This is a genomic window from Thiorhodococcus mannitoliphagus, from assembly GCF_010915725.1.
Classification (GTDB): Bacteria; Pseudomonadota; Gammaproteobacteria; order Chromatiales; family Chromatiaceae; genus Thiorhodococcus; species Thiorhodococcus mannitoliphagus.
Window position 1 is genome coordinate 77,474 of sequence record NZ_JAAIJR010000004.1, and the last position, 15,171, is coordinate 92,644.

Here is a 15,171-nt window from a genome sequence, read left to right on the forward strand (position 1 = left end):
CGAGGGCGCATGAAGGAACTACCAACGATAATGCGAGAAAGCCTTGTTCGCTTCCGCCATACGATGGGTATCTTCCTTCTTCTTAACCGCCGTACCGCGCGCGTCAGCCGCATCCATCAGCTCGCCCGCCAAGCGCAGGGCCATGGATTTCTCGGAGCGCTTACGGGCCGCATCAATCAGCCAGCGCATCGCGAGGGAGTTCCGACGCGTCGGACGTACCTCAACAGGAACCTGGTAAGTCGCACCACCAACGCGACGCGACTTGACCTCCACCGCGGGCCGCACATTCTCCATCGCCTGCTCAAGCAGCTCGATGGGCGCAGCGCCCTTTTTCTCGGCGACCTGATCCAAGGCCTTGTAAATGATTCGCTCGGCGACGGACTTCTTGCCGTCTTCCATCATCATGTTGATGAACTTAGTCAACAGCTCGCTTCCGTGCTTTGGATCCGGAAGGATTTGGCGACGGGCGGCAACGCGTCTTCTCGGCATGTTCTTTAAAGCTCCGACCTTAGTCGTTGGTAACTGATCGCTTCAGCGCGCAATCACTTCTTCGGGCGCTTAGCACCATATTTGGAGCGACCCTGACGACGCTTTTCGACACCAGAGGTATCGAGCGTGCCGCGCACGGTGTGATAGCGCACACCCGGCAAGTCCTTCACACGGCCACCTCGAATCAGCACCACGGAGTGCTCTTGGAGGTTGTGCCCCTCACCACCAATGTAAGAAGCAACCTCATAGCCGTTGGTTAAGCGCACACGCGCAACCTTACGTAGCGCCGAGTTCGGCTTCTTAGGTGTCGTGGTGTAAACCCGCGTGCAGACGCCGCGACGCTGCGGACAAGCCTCGAGCGCGGGCACGTTGGACTTTGCCACGTTCCGCTTGCGAGGCTTGCGGACGAGTTGGTTAATCGTAGCCATGCAAAGAGTCTCCAGCGGCGCCCTCGCGCCATGATCTCTAATAGAGTCAAACGAAGCCTGCACGAAATCTCACCAGCGCTGGAAGCGCCAGCTAGCGCGCAAAAACAATCGCTTACTCGGGGACCGGGCAGAAAAGCCCAGACCAAGGAACCGGACAATCGAAAATGAGACTAGCCGACAGAGTGTCGGCTAGCTGAGACAGAGCAGTATAGGGATCTACCTAGATGATGTCAACAACCACAATCACATCCAGGTAGGACCCGCAGCCTGGCTATTCCGCCTCGGAGGTATTGAGCGCCTTCTTCAATGCCTCTTCGAGATCCTCGGTAGCCATCTCGACCTTGCCGCCACCCTCGGCATCCAGACGCTGACGCCGCCGCTCCTGGTGGTAGGCCAGACCGGTGCCCGCAGGAATGAGTCGGCCAACGATGACGTTCTCCTTCAGCCCGGTCAAACGGTCGGTCGAGCCGCGTACGGCAGCCTCGGTCAGCACTCGGGTCGTCTCCTGGAAGGAAGCCGCCGAGATAAAGGACTCCGTCGCCAGCGAGGCCTTGGTGATCCCCAGAAGCAGCGGCTCGAACAAGGCCGGCTGCTTGCCTTCTGCGGCAACGCGCTTGTTCTCGTCCATGAGGTGCGAGTGCTCCACCTGCTCGCCACGCAGCAGATTGGTATCGCCAGCCGCCGTGACCTCGACCTTACGCAGCATCTGGCGGACGATCACCTCGATGTGCTTGTCGTTGATCTTCACGCCCTGCAGACGGTAGACGTCCTGGATCTCCTTCACTAGGTACTCCGCCAGCGCGGTCACACCCTTGAGGCGAAGGATATCGTGCGAAGACAGCTCGCCATCGGCGATCACCTCGCCGCGCTCAACGCGCTCGCCCTCGAAGACATTGACATGACGCCACTTGGGAATCAGCTCCTCGACCGTCTCGCCATCGTCCTTCGTAATCACGAGCCGCTGCTTGCCCTTGGTATCCTTACCGAAGCCGACGTTACCACTGGCCTCGGCCAGAAGGGCCGGCTCTTTCGGCTTGCGTGCCTCGAAGAGGTCGGCAACACGCGGCAGACCACCCGTGATGTCGCGCGTCTTACTGGACTCTTGCGGGATACGGGCGAGGATGTCGCCGACGCCAACCTCTGCCCCGTGAGAAACGCTTACGATAGCGCCTGAGGAGAGCGCGTAGCGCGCCGGCAGGTCCGTTCCGGCAATATTGAGTTCGTTGCCGTTCTCATCGACCAGCTTGACCATGGGACGCAAATCCTTGCCGGAGGCCGGACGCTGCTTGGGATCAATGACGACCAATGAGGTCAGTCCCGTCACATCGTCGACCTGGCTCTGGACGGTCACACCATCGATGAAGTCCTCGAACTCCAGCTTGCCAGCCACCTCGGTCACCACCGGGTGAGTATGCGGGTCCCAGTTCGCGACGACGTCGCCGGGCTTGACCGCATCGCCGTCCGCCACGCGCAGGGTCGCACCATAGGGGACCTTGTAGCGCTCCTTCTCCATGCCGCGCTCGTCGACCACGGTCAGCTCGCCTGAGCGCGAGACCGCGACCAGGTTGCCCGAGTGATGCTGCACCGTCTTGATGTTGTGCAGGCGCGCCGAGCCGCTGTTCTTGATCTCGATGCTGTTGACGGCCGCGGCCCTGGAGGCCGCACCACCGATGTGGAAGGTCCGCATCGTCAGCTGCGTGCCGGGCTCGCCGATGGACTGCGCCGCGATCACGCCGACGGCCTCACCCATGTTGACGCGGTGTCCACGCGCGAGGTCGCGCCCGTAGCACTGCGCACAGACCCCGAGCCGAGACTCACAGGTAATGGGAGAGCGCACGCGGACCTGGTCGATACCCACCTCTTCGAAGTGCTCGACCCAGCTCTCATCCAAGAGCGTGCCAGCCTTACAGACCAGCTCGTCGGTGCCCGGACGATAGACATCGAGCGCGCAGACGCGACCCAGGATGCGCTCGCGCAGCGGCTCGACCACGTCGCCGCCCTCGATGACCGGGGCCATGAGCAAGCCCTCGTCCGTGCCGCAATCCGGTTCGAGGACAACCATGTCCTGAGCGACGTCGACCAGGCGACGCGTGAGGTATCCGGAGTTGGCGGTCTTGAGCGCGGTATCCGCAAGACCCTTGCGCGCGCCATGCGTCGAGATGAAGTACTGGATGACGTTCAGGCCTTCGCGGAAGTTCGCGGTGATCGGCGTCTCGATGATGGAGCCATCCGGCTTCGCCATGAGTCCGCGCATACCGGCGAGCTGACGAATCTGCTGGGCGGAGCCACGAGCACCGGAGTTGGCCATCATGTAGATGGAGTTGAAGGAGTCTTGCTTGCGCTCCCCGACGACACGTGACTTGGCCGCATTCAATCCGTCAGTGATCCGCTCCTTCGCGCCTTGCGCCTTGACCTGCTCAAGATCGAGGTGCTCGAGCACCTGCGGGCGAAAGATTTCGGTCAAGGCATCAGCCTTAGCGCCAAAGTCCTCGTTCGACAGCGTACCCGCGGTGAGCTGGGAGCAAATCGCCTTCAGCTCCCCCTGCCACTCGCCGAAGATCCGGCGCGCCGCATCGCGCTTGTCTTCATCGATCACAGCCAGCACCGCCTGACGATACTCGCCGACGATACGCTCGGCCTCGTAGGCGAGGTTCGCCATTGCGGTGTCGGTACCAAGCTTGGCCATCATGGCCTTGGCCACCTGATCATTGGTGCGCGACCAGATATCGACAACCTTGTTGTAGCGCTCGCCATTGGTCACCAGGCCCGAGGCGTACTGCTCCTGGATCTCCTTGACCTCAGTCTCGGCCGCGGCGAGCAGGGCGCCCTTATCCATCCTGGCGTCGTGCTCGTCTGTCGGGACCTCCATGTCCTCCAGGCCGATGGAGACACCGGCCTTGGTTGCCATGCGGAAGCCCAAGTACATGATTTGGTCAGCAAAGACGACGGTGTCTTTGAGGCCGAGGCGGCGATAGCAAATGTTGATCAGCAGCGAGATCTGCTTCTTGCCCATGGCGCGATCGACCAGTTCGAACGGCAGACCGTCCGGCACGATGGAGAAGACCAGGGCTCGGCCGAGCGTCGTCTCCTTCACGCTAACGACCGTGCGGATGTCGCCGTCCTGGTCCTTGATGACCTCGCGGATACGCACCCGACAGCGGGCGTGCAGATCGGCGTTGCCGGTTTCGTAAGCGCGCCGTGCCTCGTCGATGTCGACAAAGCAGCTACCCTCGCCCTTGGCGTTCACGCGCTCGCGAGTCATGTAGTACAACCCCAGCACCACGTCCTGTGAAGGCACGATGATGGGCTCGCCGTTTGCGGGCGAGAGGATGTTGTTCGATGCCATCATGAGCGCACGCGCCTCGAGCTGAGCCTCGAGCGAAAGCGGCACGTGAACGGCCATCTGGTCGCCGTCGAAGTCGGCGTTGAAGGCGGTACAGACCAGCGGATGCAGCTGGATGGCCTTACCCTCGATCAGCACGGGCTCGAAGGCCTGGATGCCGAGACGGTGCAGGGTCGGCGCGCGGTTGAGCATGACCGGATGTTCGCGGATGACCTCTTCGAGGATATCCCAGACCTCCGGGGTACCGCGCTCGACCATCTTCTTGGCGGCCTTGATGGTCGCCGCGAGGCCGCGCAGTTGCAGCTTGCTGAAGATGAAGGGCTTGAACAACTCCAGCGCCATGCGCTTGGGCAAACCGCACTGATGCAGCATGAGCGTTGGGCCAACCACGATGACCGAACGGCCCGAGTAGTCGACGCGCTTGCCGAGCAGGTTCTGCCGGAAGCGACCCTGCTTGCCCTTGATCATGTCGGCGAGCGATTTGAGCGGGCGCTTGTTGGTGCCAGTGATGGCACGGCCGCGCCGGCCGTTGTCCAACAGGGCGTCGACAGACTCCTGCAACATGCGCTTCTCGTTGCGCACGATGATGTCGGGCGCGACCAGATCCAGCAGCCGCTTCAGGCGATTGTTGCGATTGATGACGCGACGATAGAGGTCGTTCAGGTCAGAGGTCGCAAAGCGCCCGCCGTCCAGCGGCACCAATGGACGCAGCTCGGGCGGCAGCACCGGCAGCACGGTCAGGATCATCCACTCGGGGCGATTGCCGGACGCGAGCAACGACTCCATGAGTTTGAGTCGCTTGGAGAGCTTCTTGATCTTGGTCTCGGAGTTGGTGCCCTCGATCTCCTCGCGCATCTTGCGGATCTCGGCCGCCATGTCGATGGTGCGCAGCAGTTCGTAGACCGCCTCGGCGCCCATGCGCGCGTCGAACTCGTCGCCGTTGGCTTCGAGCGCCTCCAGATACTGCTCATCGTTGAGCAGCTGGCCGCGCTCGAGGTCCTGAACCAGGCCCGGATCGATGACGACGAAAGACTCGAAATAGAGGATGCGCTCGATGTCGCGCAGCGTCATGTCCAGCAGCAGACCGATGCGGGACGGCAGCGACTTCAAGAACCAGATGTGCGCGACCGGGCTAGCCAGGTCGATGTGGCCCATGCGCTCGCGACGCACCTTGGCGAGCGTCACCTCGACGCCGCACTTCTCGCAGACGACGCCGCGGTGCTTGAGGCGCTTGTACTTGCCGCAGATGCACTCGTAGTCGGTGATGGGTCCGAAGATCTTGGCGCAGAAGAGCCCGTCACGCTCCGGCTTGAAGGTGCGGTAATTGATGGTCTCGGGCTTCTTGACCTCGCCATAGGACCAGGAACGGATCATCTCGGGAGAGGCGAGTCCGATCTTGATCGCGTCGAACTCGAGCGCCTGGCCCTGTTGCTTGATGATTTTCAGTAGATCTTTCAAGACCTTAATCTCCTGCCTGGGATAACCGGCTTGGGATGGGTAGAGCGGTGGCGAAACCCATCGCCGCAACGTATGCGCTTCGGACCTCCCGGGCGCGGCTCATACGGCACCGCGCCCGGGTGCGTCCACTAGTCCTGCTGAAGCTCCACGTTGATACCGAGCGAGCGAATCTCCTTGACGAGCACGTTGAAGGACTCTGGCATGCCCGCCTCCATCCGGTGATCACCGTCGACGATGTTCTTGTACATCTTGGTGCGACCGTTGACGTCGTCGGATTTGACCGTGAGCATCTCCTGCAAGGTGTAGGAGGCGCCATAAGCCTCGAGCGCCCAGACCTCCATCTCACCGAAGCGCTGCCCGCCGAACTGTGCCTTACCGCCGAGCGGCTGCTGCGTCACGAGACTGTAAGGACCGGTCGAGCGCGCGTGCATCTTGTCGTCGACAAGGTGGTTCAGCTTGATCATGTACATGTAGCCAACGGTGATCGGACGCTCGAACTGTTCTCCAGAACGCCCGTCGAAGAGCACCGTTTGGCCGCTCGGGATGCCCTGATCGACGTTATCGCGGTCGGCCAGCCGGAGCATGGCCTTGATCTCCTCCTCGGTTGCACCGTCGAAGACTGGGGTCGCCAGGGGCACACCCTTGATCAGGTGACGCGCCAACTCGACCAGGTCCTCGTCGGAGAAGGAATCCAGATCTTCCTGCTTGCCACTGGTGTTGTACACCTGCTCAAGGAAGGCGCGCAGCTCCGCGACGGCGACCTGCTGCTTGAGCATGTGATTGATCTTGTCGCCCAGCCCATTCGCCGCCCAACCGAGATGCGTCTCGAGGACCTGCCCCACGTTCATGCGCGATGGCACGCCGAGCGGATTCAACACGATATCGACCGGGACACCGTCGGCCGAGAAGGGCATATCCTCCACCGGCACGACCTTGGAGATAACACCCTTGTTGCCGTGACGACCGGCCATCTTGTCGCCAGGCTGGATGCGGCGCTTCACGGCCACATAGACCTTGACCATCTTGAGCACGCCCGGCGCGAGGTCGTCGCCACTGGAGATCTTCCTTTTCTTGACCTCGTAGCGCTCGCGGAATTCCTCGCGCTGCTGCTTGACCTGAGCCGCGACCGCCTCGAGCTGCGTGGCGATCCCCTCATCCTGCATGCGGATCTCGAGCCAGGCATCCCGCGAGGACTTCGTCTTCAACCCCTCGAGATACTCGCTGGTGATCGTCGAGCCGGGACGCAAGTTGTTCGGCCCGCCATCCGCCACCTTACCAACCAGCATCTTCTCGACGCGGTCGAAGGTGTCGTTCTCCATGATGCGCTGCTGATCCGCGAAGTCCTTACGGACACGATCCAGCTCCATCTCTTCGATCTGAAGGGCGCGCTTGTCCTTATCCACACCGTCGCGGGTAAAGACCTGGACGTCGACCACGGTGCCGTTCATGCCCGAGGGCAGACGCAGCGAGGTGTCCTTCACGTCGGACGCCTTCTCACCAAAGATGGCGCGCAGCAGTTTCTCTTCCGGTGTCAGCTGGGTCTCACCCTTGGGTGTGACCTTGCCGACCAAGATGTCACCATCGCGGACTTCAGCGCCAACATAGACGATGCCCGACTCGTCGAGCTTGGAGAGCGCCGACTCACCGACGTTGGGGATATCGCCGGTGATCTCCTCCGGCCCCAGCTTGGTGTCGCGCGCCAGACAGGACAGCTCCTCGATGTGGATGCTGGTAAAGCGGTCTTCCTGCACCACGCGCTCGGAGATGAGGATGGAGTCCTCGAAGTTGTAGCCGTTCCAACACATGAAGGCGACGCGCAGGTTCTGACCCAAGGCCAGCTCACCCATATCGGTCGAGGGGCCGTCAGCCAGAACGTCACGGCGCGCGACCACGTCACCCGGCTTCACCAAGGGGCGCTGGTTGATGCAGGTGTTCTGGTTCGAGCGGGTGTACTTGGTCAGGTTGTAGATGTCGACGCCTGGCACGTCCGGAGTCTTCATCGCCTCGTCGTCGTTGACGCGCACGACGATACGGGCGGCATCGACCGACTCGATGACACCGCCGCGACGCGCGACCACACAGACACCCGAGTCCTTGGCGACCACGCGCTCCATGCCGGTACCGACCAAGGGTTTCTCGGCGCGCAGCGTCGGCACGGCCTGACGCTGCATGTTCGAGCCCATGAGCGCCCGGTTGGCATCGTCGTGCTCGAGGAAGGGAATCAGCGAGGCCGCCACCGAGACGATCTGACGCGGCGAGACGTCCATGTACTGGACCTCTTCCGGCGGACGCATGGTGAACTCATTCGCGTGGCGGCAGGACACCAGGGCGTCGCTGAGCAACCCCTCCTCGTCGAGGGTCGCATTGGCCTGCGCGATCACGAAGTTGCCCTCTTCGATCGCCGAGAGATAGTTGATCTCATCGGCGACTCGACCACCCTCGACCTTGCGATAGGGGGTCTCCAGGAAGCCGTAGGAGTTGGTCCGCGCATAAACGGCCAGCGAGTTGATCAGACCGATGTTCGGACCTTCAGGGGTCTCGATCGGGCAGACGCGGCCATAGTGGGTCGGGTGAACGTCACGCACCTCGAAACCGGCGCGCTCACGCGCCAGACCGCCCGGGCCGAGCGCCGAGACACGGCGCTTGTGGGTGACTTCCGAGAGCGGGTTGTTCTGGTCCATGAACTGCGAGAGCTGGCTCGAGCCAAAGAACTCCTTGATCGCCGCAGAGACCGGCTTGGCATTGATCAGCTCCTGCGGCATCAGCCCCTCGGACTCGGCGAGGGAGAGACGCTCCTTCACGGCGCGCTCGACGCGCACCAAACCGACGCGGAACTGGTTCTCCGCCATCTCGCCGACGCAGCGAATACGCCGATTGCCGAGGTGGTCGATGTCGTCCACGGTGCCGCGCCCGTTGCGCAGTTCGACCAGCACCTTGAGCGCGTCGATGATGTCGGAAACCTCTTCGCCCTGCTCAGCGAACAACGACTTCGAGAATTCGTCCGAACGGGCGCTGAAATAGCGACCGTCATAGACAACCCCAGGACCTTCCTCCGTCGGCCGGCCTAGGCGACGGTTGAACTTCATCCGCCCGACCGCGGAGAGGTCGTAGCGGTCCGAGGTGAAGAAGAGGTTGTTGAAGAGATTCTGGGCAGCTTCCTTGGTCGGCGGCTCACCCGGGCGCATCATGCGGTAGATCTCGACCTGCGCTTCCAAGTCGTTAGTGGTCGGATCGATGCGCAGGGTCTCGGAGATGTAGGGACCCTGATCCAAGTCATTGACGAAGAGGGTCTCGAGGGCCTCCACGCCCTTAGTCAAAATAGTCTCGAGCAGCTCGGCGGTGATCTGCTCGTTGGCCTCGGCAAAGACCTCGCCGGTCTCGGTGTCCACCTGAGCATGCGCCAGCGTGCGACCAATGAGGAACTCGACCGGCACTTCGAGGCGCTCGACACCAGCCTTCTGCAGCTCACGGATGTGCCGTGCGGTCACGCGACGCCCGGATTCGACCAGGACCTCGTCGCCGATCTTGACATCAAAGCCGACGGTCTCACCGCGCAGACGCTCCGGCACCAAATCGAGGGTGACCGTGCGGTCCTTGATGCGGAAGGTATCGGTCTCGAAGAAGCGCGAAAGGATCTCCTCCACGCCATAACCAAGGGCGCGCAACAGCACGGTCGCCGGCAGCTTGCGTCGACGGTCGATGCGCACGAAGACGTTGTCCTTGGGGTCGAACTCGAAGTCGAGCCAGGAGCCGCGGTAAGGGATGACGCGCGCCGAGAAGAGCAGCTTACCCGAGGAATGGGTCTTGCCCTTGTCGTGATCGAAGAACACACCCGGCGAGCGGTGGAGCTGGGAGACGATGACCCGCTCGGTACCGTTGATGATGAAGGTGCCAGTCTCCGTCATGAGCGGCAGCTCGCCCATGTAGACCTCTTGCTCACGGATATCCTTGACCACCTTGGAGCCGGCCGGGGCTTCCTTGTCGTAGATCACCAGACGCAGCAGCACGCGTAAGGGGGCCGCGAAGGTGGCGCCGCGCAGGTGGCACTCGCGCTCGTCGAAGACCGGCTCGCCCAGCCGGTATTTGACATACTCGAGAACAGCATTGCCCGAGTAGCTCTCGATTGGGAAGACGGACTGGAAGGCCGCGTGCAGCCCCATGTCCGAGCGATCCTTGGGCGCGCTGTCGGCTTGCAGGAATTCCTTATAGGAATTGATCTGCGTCGCCAATAGAAACGGCACGTCCAGAATACTGGGACGCTTGCCGAAGTCTTTGCGAATGCGCTTTTTTTCGGTGAACGAATAGGCCATTATGCCTTCCCTCGAGGTGCTTGCGTGGGTCCCTGACAGGGCGCGGACACGAGTGCAGATTGCGGACGGCTTGGAACGAGCATCGATCCGGCGCCTCGGTCGGCATGGCTTACGCCCCACCAACCGAGGCAGAATTCGTCGCTGGACTCGTCGAGCCCAACGGGAAAAGGCCGGCGGCTCTCAGCCGCCAGCCAATTCTTCTGGTCGAAAAGGTTGCGACGCAACGCGCCGTTACTTGATTTCGACAGTGGCGCCAGCCTCTTCGAGCTGCTTCTTGGCCTCTTCGGCCTCGCCCTTGGAAATACCTTCCTTCAGGGTGGTAGGCGCGCCTTCCACTGCGTCCTTGGCCTCCTTTAGGCCCAGACCCGTGATCGCCCGCACTGCCTTGATGACGCCCACTTTGTTCGAGCCGAAGGAAGCAAGCACAACGTCGAACTCGGTCTGCTCTTCGGCAGGCGCGGCATCGCCGCCGCCAGCGCCAGGCGCGGCAGCCACCATCGCAGCGGCCGCGGTGACGCCAAACTTCTCTTCCATCGCGCTGATGAGGTCAACGACCTCTAGCACGGTCATATTGCCAATCGCTTCGAGAATCTCGTCTTTCGAAACGGCCATGGTCTTCTCCTAGAACTTAAGACTATAGATCGGATTGCTGATGAATGGAGACGGCCGATTAGGCCGCCTCTTTGGCATCGCGAACCGCGGCAAGGGTGCGGACGAGCTTGCCCGGCACCTCGTTGATGGTCGCTGCGAGCTTCTGTACCGGAGCCTTCATGGTGGCCATGAGCATGCTGATCGCCTGTTCGTAGGTCGGCATCTTCGCAAGATTGCCAATTTCGGAGGGATCAAGCAGCTTGCCGCTCAGGGCGATGAGACGCACCTGAAACTTGTTATGCTCCTTTGCAAAGGCTTCGAGCACGCGCGCTGCCGCACCCGGATCTTCCTGCGAGAAAGCGAGGATCATCGGCCCAGTCAGGCCATCTCGCATGCAGGCGAAATCCGTGTCTTCGAGCGCACGCCGCGCCAGGGTATTCTTGACCACTCGAACGTAGACGCCAGCCTTGCGTGCTTCGACGCGTAACTGGGTCAGCTGCCCGACCGTCAAGCCCCTGTACTCAGCACCGATGGCCGAGTAGGCGGTCTTAGCGACTTCCGCGACTTCGGCGACGATTGCTTCTTTTTGCGCAAAACTCAGCGCCATTGTCGTCACCTCTTCCACTGATTACCCGACGTTGGCCGGGCGGGGAGACAAGTACCACGTCCAGTGGGACTCGCCTCACCGGGGTCGTGCACCTTCATCAGCATTCGATCTGAATCCGGAGCACCGTCTGCGCAGGCGTTGGATGCATTAAGCCCCAGCAGCCAAGTCCTATCGGACACTGAGGCACCTACGGTCTTTGACGGTCTCCAGCCATTGCCGAGACCTCAAAGAAAATCACGGAGGGATTCTTCCCGAAACCCGCCATCACAGCCTGTGATCTGAACGCTCAGAACTGAGAGACCCAAGCAGGGCTCAGTAAGGACACCTGAGCCCCTCTCGTCGCTCTCGAAAGGGCAGCCCTAGCTAACGCCAGGGCGAACCATCAGAAGGTTAGCGTCGAATGATCGATGGTCACGCCAGGCCCCATGGTGCTGGAGACCGTCACCTTCTTCATGTAGACGCCCTTAGCCGCGCTCGGCTTGGCCTTCATCAGATTACCCAAGAGGGCCTCAAGATTTTCCCGCAGCTTGACGGGCTCGAAGTCCGCTTTGCCAAGCGGGCAGTGAATAATGCCCGCCTTGTCGGTGCGATAACGTACCTGGCCAGCCTTGGCGTTATTGACAGCCTGAGCGACATCAGGCGTGACAGTGCCAACCTTGGGGTTCGGCATCAGACCGCGCGGCCCGAGAATCTTGCCCAACTGCCCCACGACTCGCATCGCGTCCGGAGACGCAATCACGACGTCGTACGCGAGCTGCCCAGCCTTCATTTCTTCAGCTAGGTCTTCGAAGCCAACGCGGTCCGCGCCCGCCTCGGTCGCTGCGTCGGCTGCAGCACCCTGAGCGAAAACGGCGACGCGCACCGTCTTACCGATACCATGGGGTAGAACGGTCGAGCCGCGGACAACCTGATCCGACTTGCGAGGATCAACACCCAGATTCACGGCGACGTCGATATTCTCAACGAACTTGACCGTAGAGACTTCATTGAGAAGCGTAAACGCCTCTTCCGCAGGATAAAGCTTCCCATGCTCGAGACGCTCACGGATCGCGCGGACGCGCTTGGACAGAGCTGCCATCAGTTCACCCCCTCGACATTCAGACCCATGGCTCGTGCGCTGCCAGCGATGGTACGCACAGCCGCGTCCATGTCGGCCGCGCTCAGATCAGGCATCTTGGTCGTAGCGATCTGCTCGAGCTGCTCGCGCGTGACAGTGCCAACCTTGACGGTATTCGGGGTCGCGCTGCCCTTGGGGATGCCCGCTGCCTTCTTCAGCAGGATCGCAGCCGGCGGGGTCTTGGTGATGAAGGTGAAACTGCGATCGGAGTAGACGGTGATGACGACCGGAATCGGCATACCCTTCTCGAGTTCCTGCGTGCGCGCGTTGAACGCCTTGCAGAACTCCATGATATTCACACCATGCTGACCAAGCGCCGGACCGACTGGCGGGCTCGGATTGGCCTCACCGGCCTTCACCTGCAGCTTGATGTAGGCATTGATCTTCTTTGCCACAGTATTTCTCCAACGGGTGCAAGCGCCAGCCCATGCGTGAGCTGGCTCCCCATAAAAAACCCCGATCAGGGGCTGACTAAATCAGCTAGACCTCAGCAAGTGAGACCCAGCCACGAAAACTGCTGCGAGCTGCGGAGCGGCAGAAGCGCGCCCCGGAGAGAAATCAGCCTTTCTCGACCTGCGAAAATTCGAGATCGACAGGCGTCGAGCGACCGAAAATCAGAACAGAAACCTTGACGCGGCTCTTGTCGTAGTCAACGTCCTCGACAACGCCGTTGAAATCCGTGAAGGGCCCATCGACAACCCGAACGACCTCGCCCGGCTCGTAGAGCACCTTTGGTCTGGGCTTCTCGCCGCCTTCCTCGAGACGCCGCAGGATGACCTCCGCCTGAGAATCCGGGACCGGCGCAGGCTTATCACCGGTGCCGCCGATGAAGCCCATCACACGAGGGACACTCTTCACGAGATGCCAGGTCTCGTCGGTCATCTCCATCTGAACCAGGACGTAGCCCGGGAAGAATTTCCGTTCACTCTTGCGTTGCTGCCCGCCACGCACCTCGACGACTTCTTCAGTCGGCACCAAGACCGAGCCAAAATAGTCCTCGAGACCGGCACGCTTTACGCGGTCTTCAAGAGAGCGTTTAACCTGCCCTTCGAACCCCGAGTACGCATGAATCACGTACCAACGCTTGGACATCCTCAGCCCCCTTGACCAGTCAGGAAGCGCAAGATGGACATTAGCACCATATCGAAGAGCCAGAGTACGATGCCGACGACGATCACCATGACCACGACGACCAAGGTCGTCTGCAACGTTTCCTGCCGCGATGGCCAAACGACCTTACGGACCTCCATGCGCGCATCGGCAACGAACTGCCAGAGCTGACGCCCCAGTTCCGTCTGAAAGACAACTGCAGCCGCACCAGCGCCGATGACCAAGAGACCCACAACCCGCAGAAGGGTCGAGATGCCCGAAAAGTAGTAGAAGGCAAAGATGCCAGCGACGAGCAAGAATATGGCGACAGCCAGCTTGATGGTATCCAAGCCGGAGCCACGGGCCTCTGCACGTGAATTCATGAAATCGCCTGTTAACGAAGCGATGGAAAATGGCAGGCCAGGAGGGACTCGAACCCCCAACCTGCGGTTTTGGAGACCGCTGCTCTGCCAATTGAGCTACTGGCCTAAAACGAAAGGACTTGCGATGCACGGAGCCGAACGCCGTGCATCGAAAGCACCTCTATCTTACTCGATAATCTTGGAAACCACACCAGCGCCGACGGTCCGACCGCCTTCGCGCACCGCAAACCGCAGACCCTCTTCCATCGCGATCGGCGCGATCAGCTGGACGGTCATCTTGACGTTGTCGCCAGGCATGACCATCTCGATGCCCTCGGGCAGCTCGCAGGCGCCGGTGACATCCGTGGTACGGAAGTAGAACTGCGGACGATAACCGTTGAAGAAGGGGGTGTGACGACCGCCCTCTTCCTTGCTCAACACGTAGACTTCGGCCTCGAAGTGGGTGTGCGGCGTGATCGAGCCGGGCTTGGCCAGCACCTGACCACGCTCAACGTCTTCACGCTTGGTGCCGCGCAGCAAGGCGCCGATGTTGTCGCCAGCCTGACCTTGGTCGAGCAGCTTGCGGAACATCTCAACACCGGTGCAGATCGTCTTGACGGTGTCTTTAATGCCAACGATGGCAACCTCTTCACCAACCTTGACGATGCCACGCTCGACACGCCCAGTCACAACGGTGCCGCGACCGGAGATGGAGAAGACGTCCTCGATCGGCATCAGGAAGGCACCGTCAACGGCACGCTCGGGCTCAGGGATGTAGCTGTCGAGAGCCTCCATCAGCTTGTCGATGGACGGACCGCCAATCTCAGACTCGTCACCCTCGAGGGCGAGCTTCGCCGAACCGGTGATGATTGGGGTGTCGTCACCCGGGAAGTCGTAGCTGGAGAGCAGCTCGCGCACTTCCATTTCGACCAGCTCGAGGAGCTCAGCGTCGTCGACCATGTCAGCCTTGTTCAAGTAGACGACGATGTAGGGCACACCAACCTGACGTGAGAGCAGAATGTGCTCGCGCGTCTGAGGCATGGGGCCGTCAGCGGCCGAGCACACCAGGATGGCACCGTCCATCTGCGCCGCACCCGTGATCATGTTCTTGACGTAGTCAGCGTGACCGGGGCAGTCGACGTGCGCGTAGTGGCGCTTGTCGCTCTCGTACTCGACGTGCGCGGTCGCAATGGTGATACCACGCTCACGCTCTTCCGGGGCGTTGTCGATCTGGTCGTAGGCACGCGCCTCACCACCAAACTTCTTCGCCTGGTGAATGGTGATCGCCGCCGTCAGCGTGGTCTTGCCGTGGTCGACGTGACCGATGGTACCGACGTTGACGTGAGGCTTGCTACGCTCGAATTTTGCTTTGGACAT

11 protein-coding genes and 1 tRNA gene are annotated in these 15,171 nt (G+C 61.4%); all 12 read right to left on the bottom strand.

All coding sequences use genetic code 11. The annotated features are described in order from the left end of the window. Positions 1 to 18: 18 nt before the first annotated feature. The 12 genes from rpsG to tuf all read right to left on the bottom strand — a co-directional run bounded on the left by rpsG (position 19) and on the right by tuf (position 15,171). Positions 19 to 489, bottom strand: a complete 471-nt coding sequence (gene rpsG, locus G3480_RS02105) for a 30S ribosomal protein S7 (RefSeq protein ID WP_164652017.1) — start codon at positions 487 to 489, stop codon at positions 19 to 21. 53 nt (positions 490 to 542) lie between these two features. Then, entirely contained in the window at positions 543 to 917 is a 375-nt protein-coding gene (gene rpsL / locus G3480_RS02110) for a 30S ribosomal protein S12 (protein WP_164453462.1), read from the bottom strand. A gap of 271 nt (positions 918 to 1,188) precedes the next feature. Continuing rightward, on the bottom strand, positions 1,189 to 5,718 hold the full coding sequence (gene rpoC, locus G3480_RS02115; protein WP_164652018.1) for a DNA-directed RNA polymerase subunit beta': 4,530 nt from the start codon (positions 5,716 to 5,718) through the stop codon (positions 1,189 to 1,191). A gap of 128 nt (positions 5,719 to 5,846) precedes the next feature. Beyond that, positions 5,847 to 10,028 carry a DNA-directed RNA polymerase subunit beta gene (gene rpoB / locus G3480_RS02120; RefSeq protein ID WP_164652019.1) on the bottom strand — a complete coding sequence of 1,394 codons (4,182 nt, stop codon included), beginning with the start codon at positions 10,026 to 10,028 and terminating at the stop codon, positions 5,847 to 5,849. 231 nt (positions 10,029 to 10,259) lie between these two features. Then, on the bottom strand, positions 10,260 to 10,640 hold the full coding sequence (rplL, locus tag G3480_RS02125; RefSeq protein ID WP_164652020.1) for a 50S ribosomal protein L7/L12: 381 nt from the start codon (positions 10,638 to 10,640) through the stop codon (positions 10,260 to 10,262). 58 nt (positions 10,641 to 10,698) lie between these two features. Further along, positions 10,699 to 11,226 (bottom strand): 50S ribosomal protein L10, encoded by a 528-nt coding sequence (gene rplJ, locus G3480_RS02130; protein WP_164652021.1) that lies wholly within the window; start codon positions 11,224 to 11,226, stop codon positions 10,699 to 10,701. A gap of 382 nt (positions 11,227 to 11,608) precedes the next feature. Beyond that, entirely contained in the window at positions 11,609 to 12,304 is a 696-nt protein-coding gene (gene rplA / locus G3480_RS02135; RefSeq protein ID WP_164652022.1) for a 50S ribosomal protein L1, read from the bottom strand. Further along, positions 12,304 to 12,738, bottom strand: a complete 435-nt coding sequence (gene rplK / locus G3480_RS02140; RefSeq protein ID WP_164652023.1) for a 50S ribosomal protein L11 — start codon at positions 12,736 to 12,738, stop codon at positions 12,304 to 12,306. Before rplK ends, rplA begins: the two co-directional genes overlap by 1 nt. Before the next feature lie 163 nt (positions 12,739 to 12,901). Further along, on the bottom strand, positions 12,902 to 13,435 hold the full coding sequence (gene nusG, locus G3480_RS02145; protein WP_164652024.1) for a transcription termination/antitermination protein NusG: 534 nt from the start codon (positions 13,433 to 13,435) through the stop codon (positions 12,902 to 12,904). Between the two features lie 2 nt (positions 13,436 to 13,437). Beyond that, entirely contained in the window at positions 13,438 to 13,815 is a 378-nt protein-coding gene (gene secE, locus G3480_RS02150; protein ID WP_164652025.1) for a preprotein translocase subunit SecE, read from the bottom strand. Between the two features lie 30 nt (positions 13,816 to 13,845). Then, a tRNA-Trp gene (locus tag G3480_RS02155) sits at positions 13,846 to 13,921 on the bottom strand. Positions 13,922 to 13,980: 59 nt separating this feature from the next. Then, positions 13,981 to 15,171 carry an elongation factor Tu gene (gene tuf, locus G3480_RS02160; RefSeq protein ID WP_164652015.1) on the bottom strand — a complete coding sequence of 397 codons (1,191 nt, stop codon included), beginning with the start codon at positions 15,169 to 15,171 and terminating at the stop codon, positions 13,981 to 13,983.